Source organism: Mycolicibacterium anyangense, assembly GCF_010731855.1.
In the GTDB taxonomy this organism is placed as follows: Bacteria; Actinomycetota; Actinomycetes; order Mycobacteriales; family Mycobacteriaceae; genus Mycobacterium; species Mycobacterium anyangense.
This window is the reverse complement of sequence record NZ_AP022620.1, coordinates 4,714,085-4,731,371: the sequence shown is the minus strand read 5'-3', so window position 1 is coordinate 4,731,371 and position 17,287 is coordinate 4,714,085. Positions and strand designations below refer to the sequence as shown.

Sequence of the window (17,287 nt, the reverse complement as noted above, 5' to 3'; positions counted from 1 at the left end):
ATGGAGCCAAGTTACCGACCGGTAACTTAGACTAAGTTACCGGTGAGTAGCTTACAACAGGGAGGCAGTCCGTGACCGCTCTCGACTGGGGCCGGCTGGTGGTTGGCCTGCTGGCCACCGCCATCGTGTTGGTCTTCGCCGCACGCCGTGTGCAGTTCCTGACCAAGCTCATCCGGTCGGGTCAGCCCGTCGGCGACGCCGCCGGCCGCAAAGACGACATCCCGGACCGGATCAAGGCCCAGTTCACCGAGGTTTTCGGCCAGAAGAAGCTGCTGAAGTGGTCGATCCCCGGCATCGCGCACTTCTTCACCATGTGGGGCTTCTTCATTCTGGCCACGGTGTACCTCGAGGCCTACGGCGTGCTGTTCAACCCGGAGTTCCACATCCCGATCGTCGGCCGGTGGGACGTGCTGGGCTTCCTGCAGGACTTCTTCGCGGTCGCCGTGCTGCTGGGTATCATCGTCTTCACGATCATCCGGCTGCGCTCGGAGCCCAAGGAGCTGGGCCGCTCGTCGCGCTTCTACGGCTCGCACACCGGCGGCGCCTGGCTCATCCTGTTCATGATCTTCCTGGTCATCGCGACCTACGCCTTCTTCCGCGGCGCATCGGTCAACGCCCTGGGTGAGGCGTTCCCCTATGGCTGGGGCGCCTTCTTCTCGCACGGGATGGCCGCCCTGCTGGCTCCCCTGGGCACCACCGCCAACGTGTGGATCGAGACCATCGCCCTGATGGGCCACATCGGCGTCATGCTGGCCTTCCTGCTGATCGTGCTGCACTCCAAGCACCTGCACATCGGCCTGGCCCCGATCAACGTCACCTACAAGCGGCTGCCCAACGCCCTGGGCCCGCTGCTGCCCGTCGAATACAAGGGTGAGCCGGTCAACTTCGAGGATCCCGCCGAGGACGCCGTGCTCGGCCGCGGCAAGATCGAGGACTTCACCTGGAAGGGCTATCTCGACTTCACCACCTGTACCGAGTGTGGCCGCTGCCAGTCGCAGTGCCCCGCATGGAACACCGGAAAGCCGTTGTCGCCCAAGCTCGTCATCATGAACCTGCGCGACCATCTGTTCGCGAAGGCGCCCTACATCATCGGCGGAAAGTCGATTCCCACCGGTGAGAACGAAGCCGAACAGTTCGCCTCGGCCGAGGGCGGCTTCGTCGAGACCAAGCACGACGCCCACGACCACGTGCCGGAGTCCGGCTTCGAGCGTGTCCTGGGCTCCGGCCCGGCGCAGGCCACCCGTCCGCTGGTCGGCACTGCCGAGCAGTTGGGCGTGATCGATCCCGACGTGCTGTGGTCCTGCACCACCTGCGGTGCCTGCGTCGAGCAGTGCCCGGTGGACATCGAGCACATCGACCACATCGTCGATATGCGCCGCTACCAGGTGATGATGGAGTCCGAGTTCCCCGGTGAGCTCGGTGTGCTCTACAAGAACCTGGAGAGCAAGGGCAATCCGTGGGGCCAGAACGCCAAGGAACGCCTCACCTGGATCGACGAGGTCGACTTCGACGTGCCGGTGTACGGCAAGGACGTCGAATCCTTCGCCGGCTTCGAGTACCTGTTCTGGGTCGGCTGCGCCGGCGCCTACGAGGACCGCGCCAAGAAGACCACCAAGGCGGTTGCCGAACTGCTGTCGGCGGCCGGGGTCAAGTTCCTGGTTCTGGGTGACGGCGAGACCTGCAACGGTGACTCGGCCCGCCGCTCGGGCAACGAGTTCCTGTTCCAGCAGCTGGCCGCTCAGAACGTCGAGACCCTCAACAACCTCTTCGAGGGTGTCGAGCGGGTGGACCGCAAGGTCGTCGTCACCTGCCCGCACTGCTTCAACACGCTGGGCCGCGAGTACCCCCAGGTCGGCGGCAGCTACACCGTGGTGCACCACACCCAGCTGCTGAACCGGCTGATCCGCGACAAGAAGCTGGTGCCGGTCAAGCCCGTCGAGGGCGGGGCCAACATCACCTACCACGACCCGTGCTACCTGGGTCGGCACAACAAGGTCTACGACGCACCGCGTGAGCTGATCGGCGCCTCCGGCGCACAACTCACCGAGATGCCGCGCCATGCCGACCGCGGCCTGTGCTGTGGCGCCGGCGGCGCCCGGATGTGGATGGAAGAGCACATCGGCAAGCGCGTCAACCACGAACGCGTGGACGAGGCGCTGGCGCTGGACCCGTCGAAGATCGCCACCGGCTGCCCGTTCTGCCGGGTGATGATCACCGACGGTGTCGGCGACCGGGAGAAGGCCGACGAGGTCGAGGTGCTCGACGTGGCCCAGCTGCTGCTCGGCACCCTGGACCTCAGCAGTGTGACGCTGCCGGAGAAGGGTGCCGCCGCCAAGGCGGCCGCCGCGGCCGCCCCGGTCGAGGCACCGCCGGCGCCGAAGGCCGAGCCCGCGCCTGCCCCGGCTGAACCTGCCGCAGCCGCGGCACCGGCCGCTACCGAGGCACCTGCCGCACCGGCACCCGCCGCCGCACCCGTCAAGGGACTCGGCATCGCGGGCGGCGCCAAGCGCCCCGGCGCCAAGAAGGCTGCAGCGCCTGCCAACGGTGCAGCAGCCCCGGCCGCGGAGGCTGCTCCGGCGGCCGCCGAGGCCCCTGCCGCACCGGCACCCGCCGCCGTACCCGTGAAGGGACTCGGCATCGCGGGCGGCGCCAAGCGTCCGGGTGCCAAGAAGGCTGCGGCGCCTCAGGCTGCCGCTGCTCCGGCCCCGGCGACCGAGGCAGCACCCGCCGCCGAGGCACCCAAGGCGGAGGCTTCCGCCGCCGAGGCCCCGAAGGCAGAGGCTCCGGCCGTCGAGGTCAAGGGACTCGGGATCGCTGCCGGCGCCCGCCGCCCCGGCGCCAAGAAGGCTGCGGCGGCAGCACCTGCCGCCCCGGCTCCTGCCCAAGAGGCTCCCGCTGCGGCACCGGCGCCGGCCGCTGAGGCCGCACCGGAACCGGCCGCCGAGGCCGCTCCGGCTGTCGAGGTCAAGGGACTTGGGATCGCCAGGGGCGCACGGCCGCCCGGCAAGAAGCGCTGACGCCCGCCGAGCCTGTTGTTGTCGACACCGCTACTCGGGCGGATGCCTCGACAACAACAGCTTCGGCGACGTTCGCTAGCTGACTCGTTGCAGCTGGAACGCGGCCTGGGTGATCTGCCCGCCCGGGCAGTCGCCATTGGAGTCGGCGGTGAGTACTCCGGCGAGGGTGGCGGCGTCGACCGAATAGGCGATCGACACCGGCGCGTAGCTGCCGTCGGCGCAGACGACACCGTCGGGCTTGGTGACGGTGAAGTTCCACCGCCCTCCGGTCAGCGTGGCCACGCTGGTCCAGCCGACGGTGCTGACCAGGTTGGCCGTGCAGCCCTCGACCAGCGGGTCGCAGTTCGTCGTCGCCGTCACCTGGGCACCGTCGGCGCCGCCGATAATCGCGTAGGTTCCGGTCAGGGGTACCGCGTCGGCGTTGGCCGGGGCGCTCAGTGCCACCGGGATGACGGCCGCGGTCGCCACCGAGATCAAGGTCGCCGCCATTGCAGCAGTGCGGTGTTCTTTCATTTCTGCCCCTCCATGCTCGATGCAGCAAATTAGCAGCCTTTTGGCAGGGAATTCGGCAGGCGATCGTCAAATGCCCGGTTGTGTCCGGGATGCCGCTCAACCGTTGACGAACGGTTACGTACCCGCAGCAAAATGGTCGTGGCGCGAGGTGACAAATCGGTTTGCGCCGAGATGGGACAATTCTTCAGGTGAGTACACATCAGCTGCCGTGGCAGGGCTCGAGCCAGCACGCGCGGCCGCGCACGTTCACGCAGTCCACCAAGTTGCAAGACGTGCTGTACGAGATCCGGGGCCCCATCCACGAGCATGCCAACCGCTTGGAGAGCGAAGGGCATCGGATCCTCAAGCTCAACATCGGCAATCCCGCGCCATTCGGGTTCGAGGCACCCGACGTGATCATGCGCGACATGATCGCGTCGCTGCCGTACGCCCAGGGCTACTCCGATTCCAAGGGCATCGTCAGCGCCCGGCGTGCGGTCTTCACCCGCTACGAGCTCGTCGAGGGCTTCCCCAAGTTCGACATCGATGACGTCTACCTCGGCAACGGGGTGTCCGAGCTGATCACGATGACCCTGCAGGCGCTTCTCGACAACGGCGACCAGGTCCTGATCCCCGCACCGGATTACCCGCTGTGGACGGCGTCGACCGCCCTGGCCGGTGGCACGCCGGTGCATTACCTCTGCGATGAGACCCAGGGCTGGATGCCGGACATCGCCGACCTGGAGTCCAAGATCACCGATCGCACCAAGGCGTTGGTGGTGATCAACCCGAACAATCCCACCGGGGCGGTGTACAGCCGCGAGATCCTGCAGCAGATGGTCGAGCTCGCCCGCAAGCACCAGTTGCTGCTCCTGGCGGATGAGATCTACGACAAGATCCTCTACGACGACGCCAAGCACATCAGCCTTGCGTCCCTGGCGCCGGATCTGTTGACGCTGACCTTCAACGGCCTGTCCAAGGCCTACCGGGTGGCCGGATACCGGTCGGGGTGGCTGGTCATCACCGGCCCCAAGGAACATGCCAGCAGTTTCCTGGAGGGCATCAGCCTGCTCGCCAATATGCGGCTGTGCCCGAATGTGCCTGCGCAGCATGCCATTCAAGTCGCGCTCGGTGGCCATCAGAGTATCGAGGACCTGGTACTGCCCGGCGGACGCCTGCTCGAACAACGTGACGCCGCCTGGACCAAGCTCAATGAGATCCCCGGGGTCTCGTGCGTCAAGCCCACCGGCGCGCTCTATGCCTTCCCGCGGCTGGATCCCGAGGTCCACGACATCCACGACGACGAGCAACTGGTGCTCGATCTGCTGCTCCAAGAGAAGATCCTGGTCACCCAGGGCACCGGATTCAACTGGCCGGCGCCCGATCATCTGCGGATCGTCACGTTGCCGTGGGCACGCGATCTGACCAAGGCCATCGAGCGGCTCGGCAACTTCCTGGCCAGCTACCGCCAGTAACACTCCAGCCGGGCCATCTACCCTGTGCGGGTGACGCACTCGCACTCGCATTCACATACCGGCCCGGCACCGCTGAGCCCGCTGGCGGCCAGGATCGTGGCGATCACACTCGCGGCGATCGGCGTGCTGGTGGTCATCGGCGCGGTGCTGCTGTGGCCGAGCAACCACAAGGTCGACATTCCGCTGCCCTTTCAGAACAGTGCCGGCGGGGCGGTGACCACCGAGGGCGGTCGGGTGGTGTCGAGCAGTCTGGCCGACTGCGGCAGTCCGTCGGCCGGCCAGGTGCTCACCGCGTCGCCGGCGCCGGGCCAGCCGGGCAGTGGGCAGTGCGTCGAGAATGTGGTCTCCATCGACACCGGACCCAACCGCGGTGCTTCTACCATGCTCGAGTTCTCCCAGGGCCCCGGTCAGCCGAATCTGGTGGCGGGAGACAACATTCGCATCTTCCGGCAGGTCGATCAGCAGGGCGCGACCAGCTACGGGTTCTACGACTACGAACGCACCTGGCCGTTGATCGCCCTGGCCGCGGCCTTCGCCATCGTGATCGTCGCGGTGGCCCGCTGGCGGGGTCTGCGGGCGCTGGTCGGCATTGTGGTGGCGTTCCTGGTGCTGGTGATCTTCCTGCTGCCCGCGCTGCGTGACGGCGCACCGGCGGTCCCGGTGGCGCTGGTCGCCTCGGCGGTGATCCTGTACGCGGTGCTCTACCTGGCGCACGGGGTGAGCCTGCGGACCAGCGCGGCCCTGCTGGGCACTCTGTCCGCGATGCTGCTCTCCGCCCTGTTATCTTGGGGCGCAATCGAAATGGCGCACCTCACCGGATTGTCCGAGGATCAGAACAACGTGGTGGCCGCCTCCATGGGGCACGTGTCGATCAAGGGTCTGCTGCTGGCCGGGTTCATCATCGGCTCACTGGGTGTGCTCAACGACGTCACCATCACGCAGGCGTCGGCGGTCTTCGAGCTGGCTCACGTCGGACACTCGGATGAATTCCCGGGTCGCTCCGCTCCTGCCCTCCGTACCCGAAAGCAAATCTTCTTGCGCGCCATGCGCATTGGCAGCGATCACATCGCGTCCACCGTATACACCCTGGTTTTGGCGTATGCGGGTAGCTCGCTGTCGCTGCTGCTGTTGTTCAGCGTGGCCAACCGGTCACTGGCCGATGTGCTGACCAGTGAGAGCGTGGCCATCGAGATCGCCCGATCCGCGGTGGGCGGTATCGCGTTGGCCTTGGCGGTGCCGTTGACCACGGGGATCGCGGCCATCCTGGCTACTCCCGCAGCGGCAGCTCCGAGCGGCAGCCGCCACAGCATCTCCTGAACAGGGGCGAGCCCGGTCAGTACCTGACGCGAAAGCTCCCGATGACGGTGACCTCGTTGCCGTCCGGATCGGTCAGCTTCGACAGCCGCACACCCTTGTCGGCCTCGATCACGTCGCCCGGCTGCAGTCCGCGGTCCCGCAGTTCGACGAGGTGTGAATCCAGGTCGTCGACGGCGAAGTTGAGCAGCCCGCTACCCGCTCGGGCGGGATCGCTGAACACCTGCACCCAGGCGCCCGGACGCGCCTGCCACTCGACGAGCGTGGGCATCGGGTTGTTGTCGGCGGGTCTGCCCAGCAGCTGCGCGTACCACTGAGCACTGCGGTGGATATCGCGCACCGGGACCACCGCTAGAACATGTTCGATCGACATGCGGCACCTTCCTCTCGGTCTAGGTACTGACCGGGGTGGGGCCGCAAACTCGTCGCTCAGACCTGCAGGTCTTCCTCTGTCAGTTCGGTGGCCTCCAGTGCCGCCGCGAGGCTGTCGTGGCGGAACACCGAGGTGACGTGGTCGTGGACCACGCGGAACGCCGAGGCTGCGGTACTGGTGTCGGCCGGGTCGGATGTGGAGGTCAGCTGCTCTTCGACGACGACGACGCCGTCGTGGTAGTAGATCTGGCCGACCTCGATCGACACCGTCGAGCCCTGCGCCCAGTCGCGCAGCGCGGCGTGCCCCTGAGCGGCGCCGGCGGCGTCCCCAATCTCGATGTCGTCGCTGGACAGCGACACCAGGGTGTCGAGGTCCGCGGAGTTCAGCGCGTCGTGCCAGGCGAGAACGGTGGCGATCTCAGAGGTACTCATGAGCGCCTAAGTTACCGGCTCAGAACGGGGTACGGGCCAACCAGGTGTCCCAGACGTGCGCCTCACCGAACATCTCGATGTCCAGGTCGGCCACGGGTGCGCGGCGCACGATCGCCAGCAGCAGGTCACGGGCCGGCCCGCGCAGTGCCGTGGTGGCCTTGCCGTGTTCGTGGTCCACGGCGATCCCGTCGGGCCGGCCCAGGATGGTCCACTCCCCCGCGGCGCCCAGGCCGGGGTCGGTGGCGTGCAGGTGCAGCGATTGCCCGTCACCGAGCGGCCGGTCACCGCCCGCCGGCCCTTCGGCGTCGGCGCGCACGAACACCCGCTCGAGGTACTCGGTGATGCCGTCGGCCGCCACCACCGGATCGAGGTAGAAGCCGACCCCCAGAGCCAGTGCGGCGTCGGCCCGGTGGACAGCGACTTCGTGCAGGCGGCGGCGGATCCACCAGGCGGCCGGTCGGGGCCCGAGGAAGGTCCACACCGGGGTCTGCGGGCCGGTGCGGGCGACGGCGTCGATCAGCAGCCGCGGGCCTTGGTGCAGCCAGGCAAGCTCGTTGTCGCGCCCCTCCGTGGGTTTACCGTCGGCGACGGTGCGCGGGTCGATGGCGTCCATCGACTGCTCGGTCACGATCTGCGCACACCAGCGATCGCCGCGCCCGACATGGCGCATCAGCTGCGCGAGCGTCCAGCCCGGGCAGGTCGGCACCGGGGTGGAGAGGTCCGCGTCGCGGAAGAGTTCGGCGAACGCCGCGTTCTCGGTGATGAGCGCCTCGGGAAAATCCATAATCGCAACCTACGTCAGATGGGCGGCAGGCTCGCTGGCAGTCGGCGCCGAGAAGGCCGCCGTCGACGACAGCAGCTCCATCAGTTCGGTGGCCGGCACCGGCGGGCTGTAGTAGAAGCCCTGCACCACGTCACAGCCCAATTCGGCCACCCGCGCCGCCAATTCGGCACTTTCGACACCTTCGGCGACGGTGGTCAATCCCAGTTCGTGAGCGAGGTCCACGCTGTAGCGCACCACCGTGGCGACCCGGGCGTCGTCGACGACGGCGGCGACAAGTTCCCGATCCAATTTCACTTCGTCGACCGCCAGGTCGCAGAGGTAGGCCAGCGAGGAATAGCCGCTGCCGAAGTCATCGATGGCGATGGCAATTCCGTTACTGCGCAACGTATCCAGCACCTCGCGAGTCTTCGCCAGGTTGCCCAGCAGAAGGTCCTCGGTGATCTCCAGGGTCAACGCCGACGCGCTGAGCCGGCGGTCGGCCAGCGCGCGCGCCACCCTGGTCGGCAGGTGGGTGTCGGCGAACAGCGGAGCCGAGATGTTGACCGCCACCGAGAGATCGGGAGCGGTCTTGCGGAATCGCCGTACGTCGTCGAGGGCCAGGTTGATGACGAGGTCGGTAATCGATCCCATGAGTCCGTACCGGCGGACCAGCGGCAGAAATTCGTCCGGGCTCAGTAGGCCGCGTTTGGGGTGCCGCCATCGCACGAGTGCTTCCACACCGACGATCCGCCGGGTGCGTATCTCGACCTTGGGCTGGTAGAGAACCGTGAGTTCGTACTGATCGATGGCTTGACGAAGCTCCGCCAGTTGATTGTCGGCCGCCCGATGCGGCTCGGTGGGCCGCTCACCAAGCCTGTTGAGCGACCCGTCGTCGGCTGTGGCCAGTCGGTAGATCTCGGGGCTGAACCTCTGCACCCCATGCTTGCTGGACTTCTTGGCCGAGTACATCGCGGTATCCGCTTGTTTGAGTAGGTCCTCGGCAGACAGCACACCCTCGTCGACGTCGGCCACCGCCAGCCCCACGCTGGGGCGGATGAAAAGGTCGTGGCCCTCAATCAGGAACGGCTTGTCGAAGGAGGTCACCACTCGCTGTGCGACGAGCTCGGCAGACTCGGCGTCACCTTCGACCAGTACCACGAACTCGTCGCCGCCCAGGCGGGCCACGGTGTCGCCGTTGCGGACACATCCGAGGATCCGTTCACCGGCCCGGTTCAGCAGGTCGTCACCGGCAGCATGCCCCAACGTGTCGTTGACGAGCTTGAAATCGTTGAGGTCCAGCGCGATCAGGCTCACCGGGGTGTTGTCCCGCGCCCGCTGCTCCATCGCCTCGTCGAGTCGCTCGGCGAACATCGCCCGGTTGCCGAGCCCGGTCAACGGATCGCGCAGGGCCTGTTCGGCGACCACTTTCAGCAGCCGCCGGTTCTCGCTGACCGCCAGGAATTGGCGGGCGAGTACGGTGCACACCAGCAGCGCGCCCACCAGCTCCACGAGCGGGGTCTGGAACATGTTCGGGGGTTCGACGGCGGCGACGATGCCGGCCAGCAGCAGCGGTGCATAGGGAAACCAGATGGAGGCCCAGCCCGGCAACGAGACCTGTCGGTGGCTGCTGTGGGCACCTTCCCGACTCGCCGCCGCCGCGACCATGATCAACAGCAGCCCGGCCATCCATCCGATGTCGATCGCGTTACCGCTGGAGTACTTGCTCTGCAGTGACAGGTAGGCGAATGCACTGTCGGACAAGGCGATACAGGCTATCGCCAGAGTGAGCAGGGCCAGCACCAGTCGCTGTTCGGGAGCAGCCCGGACGGCCGCGACCGCGGCGATGGTCAGGATCACCACGTCGGATACCGGATAGGCCAGCGAAAGTACCAGCGCCAGCGTGCTGTCGGCGCCGACCTCGTAGAGCGGGCGCAGGATCGTCACCCAACTGGCCAGGAACAGCGATCCGGCCACGATGACTCCGTCGAGCAGCATGCGTCCGCGGAATTGATGGCTGCGATCGGCGGGGAACAACAGCAGGCCGATGCAGAACCCAACGGGCATCACCAGGTAGGCGGCGTCGGCGGGCGACGGGAACGGCACCTTGTCGAGGGAGAGTTCGTAGTAGGCCCACAGGATGTCCCCGACGGCCCACCCCACCAGGCCGATCAGCATCGCGATCCACGCCGCCCGCGCCCTGCCGGTGGTCGCGCGGGCGGCCATGGTGGCCAGGATGATCGATGGGATCGCCATGCCGACGAACACGATGTCGTCGGCCGACTTCAACGACGATCCGTGCGACGCGCCTGCGACGATCCATCCGACGAAGGCGACGAACACGGCAGCGGCGGCAGTCGCAACGTGGGAAGTCTTCAACACGTCGCCACCCCTCCCGACCAGGGCCCGAAAATTTGCGAGCAAGGAGATCCTAGATCCCCGAGGCGCGGGATGTGGCCTGTGAGGCTCGTTACTGGTTCCCGGGCCTGCCCAGCGCGAATACCGTCCAGCCTGCGTCGGACCAGCGTGCACTGTCGAGGCAGTTGCGACCATCGACGATCACCCGTGCGCGCACGGTGTTCGCCAGCATCGCGGGTTCCAGGTCCAAGAATTCCTTCCACTCGGTGAGCACCAGCACCGCATCGGCGCGATCACAGGCCTCCAGCGCCGAGGTGGAGTAGTTCAGCGTGGGGAACAGCCGCTGGGAGTTCTCCATCGCCTTCGGGTCGTAGACGTTGACGGTGGCGCCGTTGAGTTGGAGCATGCCGGCCACGTTGAGTGCCGGGGAGTCGCGGACGTCGTCGGACTCGGGTTTGAACGCCGCCCCGAGAACAGCGATGTTGGCGCCCAGCAGTGACCCACCGCACGCGGTGGTCGCCAGTTCCACCATGCGGGTGCGGCGGCGCATGTTGATGCTGTCCACCTCGCGCAGGAACGTCAGAGCGTGGTTGGCCCCGAGTTCCCCGGCACGGGCCATGAACGCGCGGATGTCCTTGGGCAGGCAGCCACCGCCGAAACCGAGGCCGGCGTTGAGGAACCGCCGCCCGATGCGCGGGTCGTAGCCCAGCGCATCGGCCAGCACGCGCACGTCGGCACCGGCGGCCTCGCACACCTCCGAGATCGCGTTGATGAACGAGATCTTGGTGGCCAGAAAGGCATTGGCCGATACTTTCACCAGCTCGGCAGTCTGCAGGTCGGTCAGCAGGAACGGCACCTCGTCCGCGAGCAACGGTGCATACAGTTCCCGCAGCGCAGCTTCGGCTCGCATCGAATCCTGTTGCACCCCAACGACAATCCGATCAGGATGCAGGGTGTCGTGGACGGCGAACCCTTCGCGGAGAAACTCCGGATTCCAGGCGATCTCGACATCCACCCCGTCGCGGGCCAGCGAGCGCGCGCGGCGGGCCAGTTCGGCCGCGGTTCCCACCGGCACCGTCGATTTGCCGACGATCACCGAGGGCCTGCTCAGCCTGGGCACCAGCTCGTCGATCACCGCGTTCACGTGCCGCAGGTCGGCGCCGTACTCGCCCTTCTTCTGCGGAGTGCCGACGCCCAGGAAGTGGACGTCGGCGAAGTCAGCGGCCAGCTCGTAGTCGGTGGTGAACTGAAGACGGCCGGCGGAAAGGTTGTCTCGCAACACTTTTGCCAGGCCGGGTTCATAGAACGGGATGTCACCTGCGGACAGTTTCGCGATCTTGCCGGGGTCGATGTCGACGCCGACGACATCGTGGCCCAATGCAGCCATCCCGGCGGCGTGCGTGGCCCCCAGGTAGCCGGTACCGAATACAGTGCATCGCATACTCCCTCTATAGGCAGCGGCGATGAGCTAACTGCATCGCGACACCAAGCGCCGGGCTAACGGCCGGTGAACTCGGGCCTCAGTGGCCGAAATTGGGCCATAGCGGCCAGATCGGGTTCTGTGAACCCCCACCCGATCCGCGGCCGCTGCTGCCGTGCGAGCCGCCATCGGAGTCCGAACCGGAACTCCCCGACCCACTGGAGCTCCCCGAGCCACCAGCTCCGGCGCCGGAACCGCCGGAGCCATAGCCACCCGAGCCCGAGGCCGGCGCGGGATAGGTCGGCGCCTGCTCGGTGGGCGGAGCGTAAGTGGGGGCCAGGGTGTAGGTCGGCAGCGGGTTGTACGTCGGCGGGGCGCTGTACGTCGGCGGGGCGCTGTAGGTCGGCTGCGGCGACGGGGTATACGTCGGCGGGTTCGACGGATACTGCGGGTACTGCGGGTACTGCGGCGCGCGGGGCCGCAGGAATGGCGGTAGCAGCGGGGGCAGCACCACCACGGGAGGTGCGATCACCGGCGGCGCGATCACCGGCGCGGGGATCACCGGGGCGGGAGCCTCGACCACCGGCGCGGGTGCCGGTGCGGCCGGGGCGGGCGCGGGCGCCTCCGGGGCGGGTGCCGGAGCCGCTGGGGCGGGCGCGGGCGCCTTCGGCGCGGGCGTCACGAACACCGTTCGCGGCGCCTGCTGAACCACCTGGACCGGTTCCGGGATGGTCTCGGCGGGCGAGGACGGCGCCGGGGCGGGCACCTGGGCCTCTGGCGTCGCGGACGCCGGCGCCTGGCTGCTCGGCACGACCGCGTTGCCACCCGGGTTGGGCCGCTGGTCCACGGTGGGCCGGATGCTGACGGCCAGCGAGATCACCAGCGCCACCACCCCGACCACGAAGATCGACGTCAGCGCGCTACCGACCAGCAGGAACGGCTTGCGTCCGGGCTCTTCGACTACGTCGTCGACCTCGTCGAGGCCGGCCGGCACCGCGTCGTAACCGAAGTCGGCGAGGTCATCGAGACCGTCGGGCACCTCGCTGTACCCCAGCGGCGCCATGTATCCGGCGGCGGCCATCTGGGTGGCACCGGCGGCCATCTCGGTGTCGGCACCCGCGGAGTACGCCGCGCCTGCGGTGGTGCCGTCGCGGTCCTGGGCATACGCCAGGCCGACGGTCGAGGCCTCGTAGCGGGGGGCGGTCGCCGAGGCCAGGGCTGCGCCGCGGGCCAACGCCAGCTCGGCTTCGTCGGGGGCGTGCACCGGCAGCGAGCTGACCTGGGCGATCCGAGCCTTGACGGCGGCGACGTCGACGCCGGAACCGACCATGAACAGACCCTGCGGGGGCGCGGCGAGAGCTTCCAGATCGGTGACCATGCGGGCCAGTTCGGCGACCGCGTCGGGGGCGTGCAGACTCTGGCTTTCGACCTTGACGACGGCTCCGGTCGCGGTTTCGACCACTGAGAGGGTGGCGGTGTCGCGCTCCAGGAACATCAACGCGGTGCGCTCGTAGCCGACGGCCTGGCCGACAGCCTGGGCCAGCGCTCCGGCGGCGTGCAGTTCGGAGACCAGCACGACGTCGTCGATCTTGCGGGCGGTCAGGGCCTCGCGCAGTTCGGCGGCGCCGACGTAATCGGTCCAGGTGACGCCGGTCGCGATCAGGCGGTGGCCGCCCTCCTCGGCACTCTCCCGGGTGCCCAGGATCGCGGCGATCACCTGTTCGGCAGCTGTGGTTGCCGTGCCGTCGCCGGTGGTGATGTCGAAGGTGTCGTGGTCGACGGTCACACCGTCGGCTTTCTCGCCTTCGACCAGCACCATGCGGACCGTTGTTGGTGTCATCGACACACCAAGCACGATGTCCACGAACCCTCCAAGGTTGTTTGCTAGCTGGTTTCCCGACCCGCTACCGCGCTCCCCCGGCGTAAGCCGGTCGACCTAGACGTTTCATCGCCGCAGGTAGAGGCGGTGTTACAGCCGATCGGCTTAGCTGACGGACGCAGCTGACCCTGGAGTGTCGAGGTTACTCGCCGCGCGGCGACTGAATGAAGTTCTGATACGAGCGCGACGGTGTGGGGCCGCGCTGGCCCTGGTATTTCGAGCCGACCTGGGCGCTGCCGTAGGGGTGTTCGGCGGGGCTGGTCAGCCGCAGCAGGCACAGCTGGCCGATCTTCATGCCCGGCCACAGGGTGATCGGCAGGTTCGCGACGTTGGAGAGCTCCAGGGTGATGTGCCCGGAGAAGCCGGGGTCGATGAACCCGGCGGTGGAATGCGTCAGCAGGCCGAGGCGGCCCAGGGAGGACTTGCCCTCCAGGCGGCCGGCCAGGTCGTCGGGCAGGGTGCAGCACTCCAGGGTGGAGCCGAGGACGAACTCGCCGGGGTGCAGCACGAATGGCTCGCTGTCGACGGCCTGGACCAGGGTGGTCAGCTCGTCCTGCTGCTTGGCCGGGTCGATGTGGGTGTAGCGGGTGTTGTTGAACACCCGGAACAGGTTGTCCAGGCGAACGTCGACGCTCGACGGCTGCACCAGGGAGTCGTCGAACGGGTCGATGCCGAGTCTGCCGTCGGCGATGGCGGCGCGGATGTCACGATCGGAGAGCAGCACGCGATGAGCGTATAGCCGTCGAGGGGGAGAGATGGGGATCGGACCGCGCCTGGTGCGGATAGCCGCCGGACTGTTGGTGCTGACGGCCTGCGCGGCGCCGCAGCGCGACCCCGCGCCGGCGGAGATGCCGCTGGCCGACAGCTCGGATCGCGCGGTGGCCACGGCGATCGACGCGATCACGACGTTTCCCACCGAACTGGACCCGCGGATCTGGGACGGGACGGCGATGCGCCAAGACGTGCGGTCGATGACGCTCAAGGTGGTCGACCGGGTGGTGGCGACCTCCGGTATCGCGGGCCTCACGGTCGATTCGGTGGAGTTGTTCGGCAGCAATGCGTCCTACGAGTACGACGACGCCTCCGATTTCGGGGTGCACGTCTTCGTGCATTCGACGACGTTGTCGCCGGCACAACTGGACGGGGTGCTGCGGCTGCTCAACGACGACGTGGAGCGCCGCCAGGAGGGACACATCACGTTCAACGGGGTGCCATTGGAGCTGACGTTTCATGGTGAGCGCGGCGCCAGCTACCGCGCCCAGCCAGGCATCGGCCAATATTCGGTGTCGGCCGGCAGCTGGATCGAGATGCCGACGCAGCAGCCCGACCGATTCGACCGCGCGCAGATGGATAAAGACCTGCGGATGTTCATCGGGGCCTACAACGACTTGGTAAAGGCCTACACGGCGAACAAGAAGGGTTTCGACTGCGCTCGGTTCGGCGCGCTGGACACGCGGCTGGGTGACTACCGAAACTCTGGATTTGCCAACGGTTTTGGCAGCCGCTCGACGCAGAATCTGACGTTCCGGGCGCTGCGGCGGCTCAACGTGTCGATCCCGCACATGGTCGATGCGCTGGAGGACGAGTGCACGTTTGTCAACGAATCGATCGGGTGAATCCGGGGAGGCTGTGAACACCGGGGGCTGGGTTGATATCCTTCGTCAGCGCCACATGCCGATGTAGTTCAATGGTAGAACATCAGCTTCCCAAGCTGAATACGCGGGTTCGATTCCCGTCATCGGCTCCAGCCTGAGCAGCGACAACGCTGTTCGATATGTTCGAATCCCGGCGTCGGTGTCACGACGTTGTCACAACGCCGGTGAAACTGTCACTGACGATCCTCAAGTAATCACCCTCCGGCCTCTCCGTTTGAGGCTGCCGACAAACCTCACCAACAAGTCATGGCGGACGAAGGTAGGAACCGAGAGACTGATCAACGTGACGGACGCGCCATACCCGCTACCTACTCAAGCCACGGTTCGCCAGCTGTATGGGTCGGCGCTCCGCTGCGCGCATCCAGAGTGCAGTCGGCCACTGTACAAGGTGTCGGACGACACGGGTGATCGAGTGCTCAACAGTCGAGTGGCCCATATCCACGCAAGGCGCAAGGGCGGCCCACGATGGATCGATATGCCTCCCGAGGACAACCGTGGCATAGACAACCTACTTCTGCTGTGCATCGAGCATTCATACGAGATCGACGAGACTCCGGGTCAATTCCCGGCTGACACGCTTCGTGAGTGGAAGGCGGCACAGATCGCGGAGTACGACCACCTTCAACGCAGCTGGCCTATCAACGACGATGAGGCGACTGAAATCCTCGTCGCGTCCGAGTCGTTCGGTGCGCTTCACGCTCCGTCAACCATTGAGCTAGTTCGGCGGGTTGAGGCTCTCCGTCTTACCGCCGAGCGAACTCGAGGCGGCCCACGATCCTGGTCTCGTGGATGGCAACAGCTCAACGAACGAGTGCGGAGATCGTTCGTCGCATACGACGACGACGGCGACCCGGTTTACCTGCAGCCGTCGGCGATGGAACTTCGCCCGATACAAGAAGGCCTTCGGTCCGCTCTGGCCACGGCACACGATGAAGTGCGGTCGATCGCAGAAGCTGCTCAAATTGAACTTGCAGCAGTCCGCGTGACACGAACCCAGGTCGCGCCGTGGTGCGACGCTCTGGAACGCGCGATGACCGAGGTAATTGCAGCGGCTTCGAATTGGCTTGGAGGCGCTGACCCCGAATCGGACATCGCATTTGAAGCCGCGTTGGCGGACCTCAAACGATCCGTCGACGATCTGGTTCGCGCTTCGCGCGGCGAACAGGTAGAGGTGCCGGAACCTCCAGAAGTCATCAGCTACCACAGCGATGTAGATCCTTTTGCTGAACACCGGGAACTACTCGATCAAGCCCGGCCGTTCGCCCGAGTCAGCCATCGCCCTTACGACCTTGACCTTCGCGACCGTGTCGCAGAGGCAACCGGATTTGCGGCATCAGTCCCACTAACCCCTCATCTTCTGCCGTACAACCTGGACGGCACAGCACGCCTTGCGGTTGCCGTGGCTAGCAACGCGAGCGAGGAACAGCAGCTCGAGTTGGTGAGGGGCGACCGACAACGGCTTCCAACATGCGCCGCGGTGGCGTTACTCCTAGCGACGGCCAATCACGGCGACGGACGTAGTGCAGCAGCCCGTGCCGCGACTGAGCAGCTACGCCTCTTGTGGTCGGAAATCGACTGGGCGAACCCCGACGCTTGGGCCGCTAACGACGTAAACGGGCAGTCGATGATGTACACCTTCGCCTACGTGACCTCGGTTGAGGAGGTGCGCGATCGATTGGCCAAGGCGCTAGAGGCCAATCCCGATTTGCTTAGGCCCCTTGTCATCTCCTGTGCAAGCTGGGTGGAGCTTATCGATCATCAAACGTGGAGGCCTGTCAGGTTTGAGCGCACCTATGGTGACCTTCCTCCTTGGCTACCGATGGAAGCCATCAAGACGCTGGCGATTGAGGTGCTCGTTGAGGACGCTGGCCTCGATGACAGCAAGGTCATGGCGGCGCTTCTGCGGAAGTTTGATCAGCGAAGTTGAGCCAAAGCCACTGTGCGGTCTGCGGTCACCAGGTTCCTTGATTGCGGGCTCTCAGTCGACTCGTCCGCACGCGAATGTGCGACTAAAGGCTGTTTGCCATCACCAATCAACAGCTCGACAAGAATGTCGATGCAGCGGCGTTCGCCGCGGATCCAAGCCAGTCATAACGAAGTGCCACGTGGGCGG

General features: G+C 66.7%; 13 protein-coding genes and 1 tRNA gene. 6 read left to right on the top strand and 8 right to left on the bottom strand.

All coding sequences use genetic code 11. The features are described 5' to 3' along the window. Positions 1–71 precede the first annotated feature (71 nt). Complete coding sequence (locus G6N35_RS22275) at positions 72–3,017, top strand: (Fe-S)-binding protein (protein ID WP_163806205.1); 2,946 nt, start codon at positions 72–74, stop codon at positions 3,015–3,017. A 75-nt stretch (positions 3,018–3,092) separates the two neighbouring features. Here G6N35_RS22275 and G6N35_RS22270 read toward each other — a convergent pair whose 3' ends face one another. Then, a complete protein-coding gene (locus G6N35_RS22270) occupies positions 3,093–3,530 on the bottom strand; it encodes a hypothetical protein (RefSeq protein ID WP_246224466.1) in 438 nt (145 codons plus the stop codon). 161 nt (positions 3,531–3,691) lie between these two features. Here G6N35_RS22270 and G6N35_RS22265 point away from each other — a divergent pair, with 161 nt between their 5' ends. Together G6N35_RS22265 and G6N35_RS22260 are read left to right on the top strand one after the other, a co-directional pair. After that, on the top strand, positions 3,692–4,984 hold the full coding sequence (locus tag G6N35_RS22265) for a pyridoxal phosphate-dependent aminotransferase (protein ID WP_163806204.1): 1,293 nt from the start codon (positions 3,692–3,694) through the stop codon (positions 4,982–4,984). A 30-nt stretch (positions 4,985–5,014) separates the two neighbouring features. Continuing rightward, entirely contained in the window at positions 5,015–6,301 is a 1,287-nt protein-coding gene (locus G6N35_RS22260; protein WP_163806203.1) for a YibE/F family protein, read from the top strand. A gap of 16 nt (positions 6,302–6,317) precedes the next feature. Here G6N35_RS22260 and G6N35_RS22255 read toward each other — a convergent pair whose 3' ends face one another. From G6N35_RS22255 to dcd, 7 genes are all read right to left on the bottom strand, one after another. After that, entirely contained in the window at positions 6,318–6,671 is a 354-nt protein-coding gene (locus tag G6N35_RS22255) for a VOC family protein (RefSeq protein ID WP_163806202.1), read from the bottom strand. 56 nt (positions 6,672–6,727) lie between these two features. Further along, on the bottom strand, positions 6,728–7,102 hold the full coding sequence (locus G6N35_RS22250; protein ID WP_163806201.1) for a nuclear transport factor 2 family protein: 375 nt from the start codon (positions 7,100–7,102) through the stop codon (positions 6,728–6,730). Between the two features lie 19 nt (positions 7,103–7,121). After that, on the bottom strand, positions 7,122–7,886 hold the full coding sequence (locus G6N35_RS22245) for a maleylpyruvate isomerase N-terminal domain-containing protein (protein WP_163806200.1): 765 nt from the start codon (positions 7,884–7,886) through the stop codon (positions 7,122–7,124). 9 nt (positions 7,887–7,895) lie between these two features. Then, a complete protein-coding gene (locus tag G6N35_RS22240; protein WP_163806199.1) occupies positions 7,896–10,244 on the bottom strand; it encodes a putative bifunctional diguanylate cyclase/phosphodiesterase in 2,349 nt (782 codons plus the stop codon). Positions 10,245–10,332: 88 nt separating this feature from the next. Next, a complete protein-coding gene (locus G6N35_RS22235; RefSeq protein WP_163806198.1) occupies positions 10,333–11,661 on the bottom strand; it encodes a UDP-glucose dehydrogenase family protein in 1,329 nt (442 codons plus the stop codon). Positions 11,662–11,740: 79 nt separating this feature from the next. Beyond that, positions 11,741–13,504, bottom strand: coding sequence for a DUF7159 family protein (locus G6N35_RS22230; RefSeq protein WP_163806197.1), 1,764 nt, complete (start codon positions 13,502–13,504; stop codon positions 11,741–11,743). Positions 13,505–13,661: 157 nt separating this feature from the next. Next, positions 13,662–14,243, bottom strand: a complete 582-nt coding sequence (gene dcd / locus G6N35_RS22225; protein ID WP_163806196.1) for a dCTP deaminase — start codon at positions 14,241–14,243, stop codon at positions 13,662–13,664. Between the two features lie 31 nt (positions 14,244–14,274). Between dcd and G6N35_RS22220 the strand changes: the two genes are divergently transcribed. The 3 genes from G6N35_RS22220 (at position 14,275) to G6N35_RS22210 (ending at position 17,101) form a co-directional block, all read left to right on the top strand. Continuing rightward, on the top strand, positions 14,275–15,135 hold the full coding sequence (locus tag G6N35_RS22220; protein ID WP_163806195.1) for a hypothetical protein: 861 nt from the start codon (positions 14,275–14,277) through the stop codon (positions 15,133–15,135). 57 nt (positions 15,136–15,192) lie between these two features. After that, positions 15,193–15,266, top strand: a tRNA-Gly gene (locus tag G6N35_RS22215). Between the two features lie 383 nt (positions 15,267–15,649). Next, positions 15,650–17,101, top strand: a complete 1,452-nt coding sequence (locus G6N35_RS22210; RefSeq protein WP_163806194.1) for a hypothetical protein — start codon at positions 15,650–15,652, stop codon at positions 17,099–17,101. The last annotated feature ends 186 nt before the right edge of the window (positions 17,102–17,287 follow it).

Coding starts and splice junctions, on each gene's coding strand:
- G6N35_RS22245 (WP_163806200.1), bottom strand. CDS start 7,886: ATGGATTTTCCCGAGGCGCTCATCACCGAGAACGCGGCGTTCGCCGAA.
- G6N35_RS22255 (WP_163806202.1), bottom strand. CDS start 6,671: ATGTCGATCGAACATGTTCTAGCGGTGGTCCCGGTGCGCGATATCCAC.
- G6N35_RS22235 (WP_163806198.1), bottom strand. CDS start 11,661: ATGCGATGCACTGTATTCGGTACCGGCTACCTGGGGGCCACGCACGCC.
- G6N35_RS22210 (WP_163806194.1), top strand. CDS start 15,650: ATGCCTCCCGAGGACAACCGTGGCATAGACAACCTACTTCTGCTGTGC.
- G6N35_RS22250 (WP_163806201.1), bottom strand. CDS start 7,102: ATGAGTACCTCTGAGATCGCCACCGTTCTCGCCTGGCACGACGCGCTG.
- G6N35_RS22220 (WP_163806195.1), top strand. CDS start 14,275: ATGGGGATCGGACCGCGCCTGGTGCGGATAGCCGCCGGACTGTTGGTG.
- G6N35_RS22270 (WP_246224466.1), bottom strand. CDS start 3,530: ATGAAAGAACACCGCACTGCTGCAATGGCGGCGACCTTGATCTCGGTG.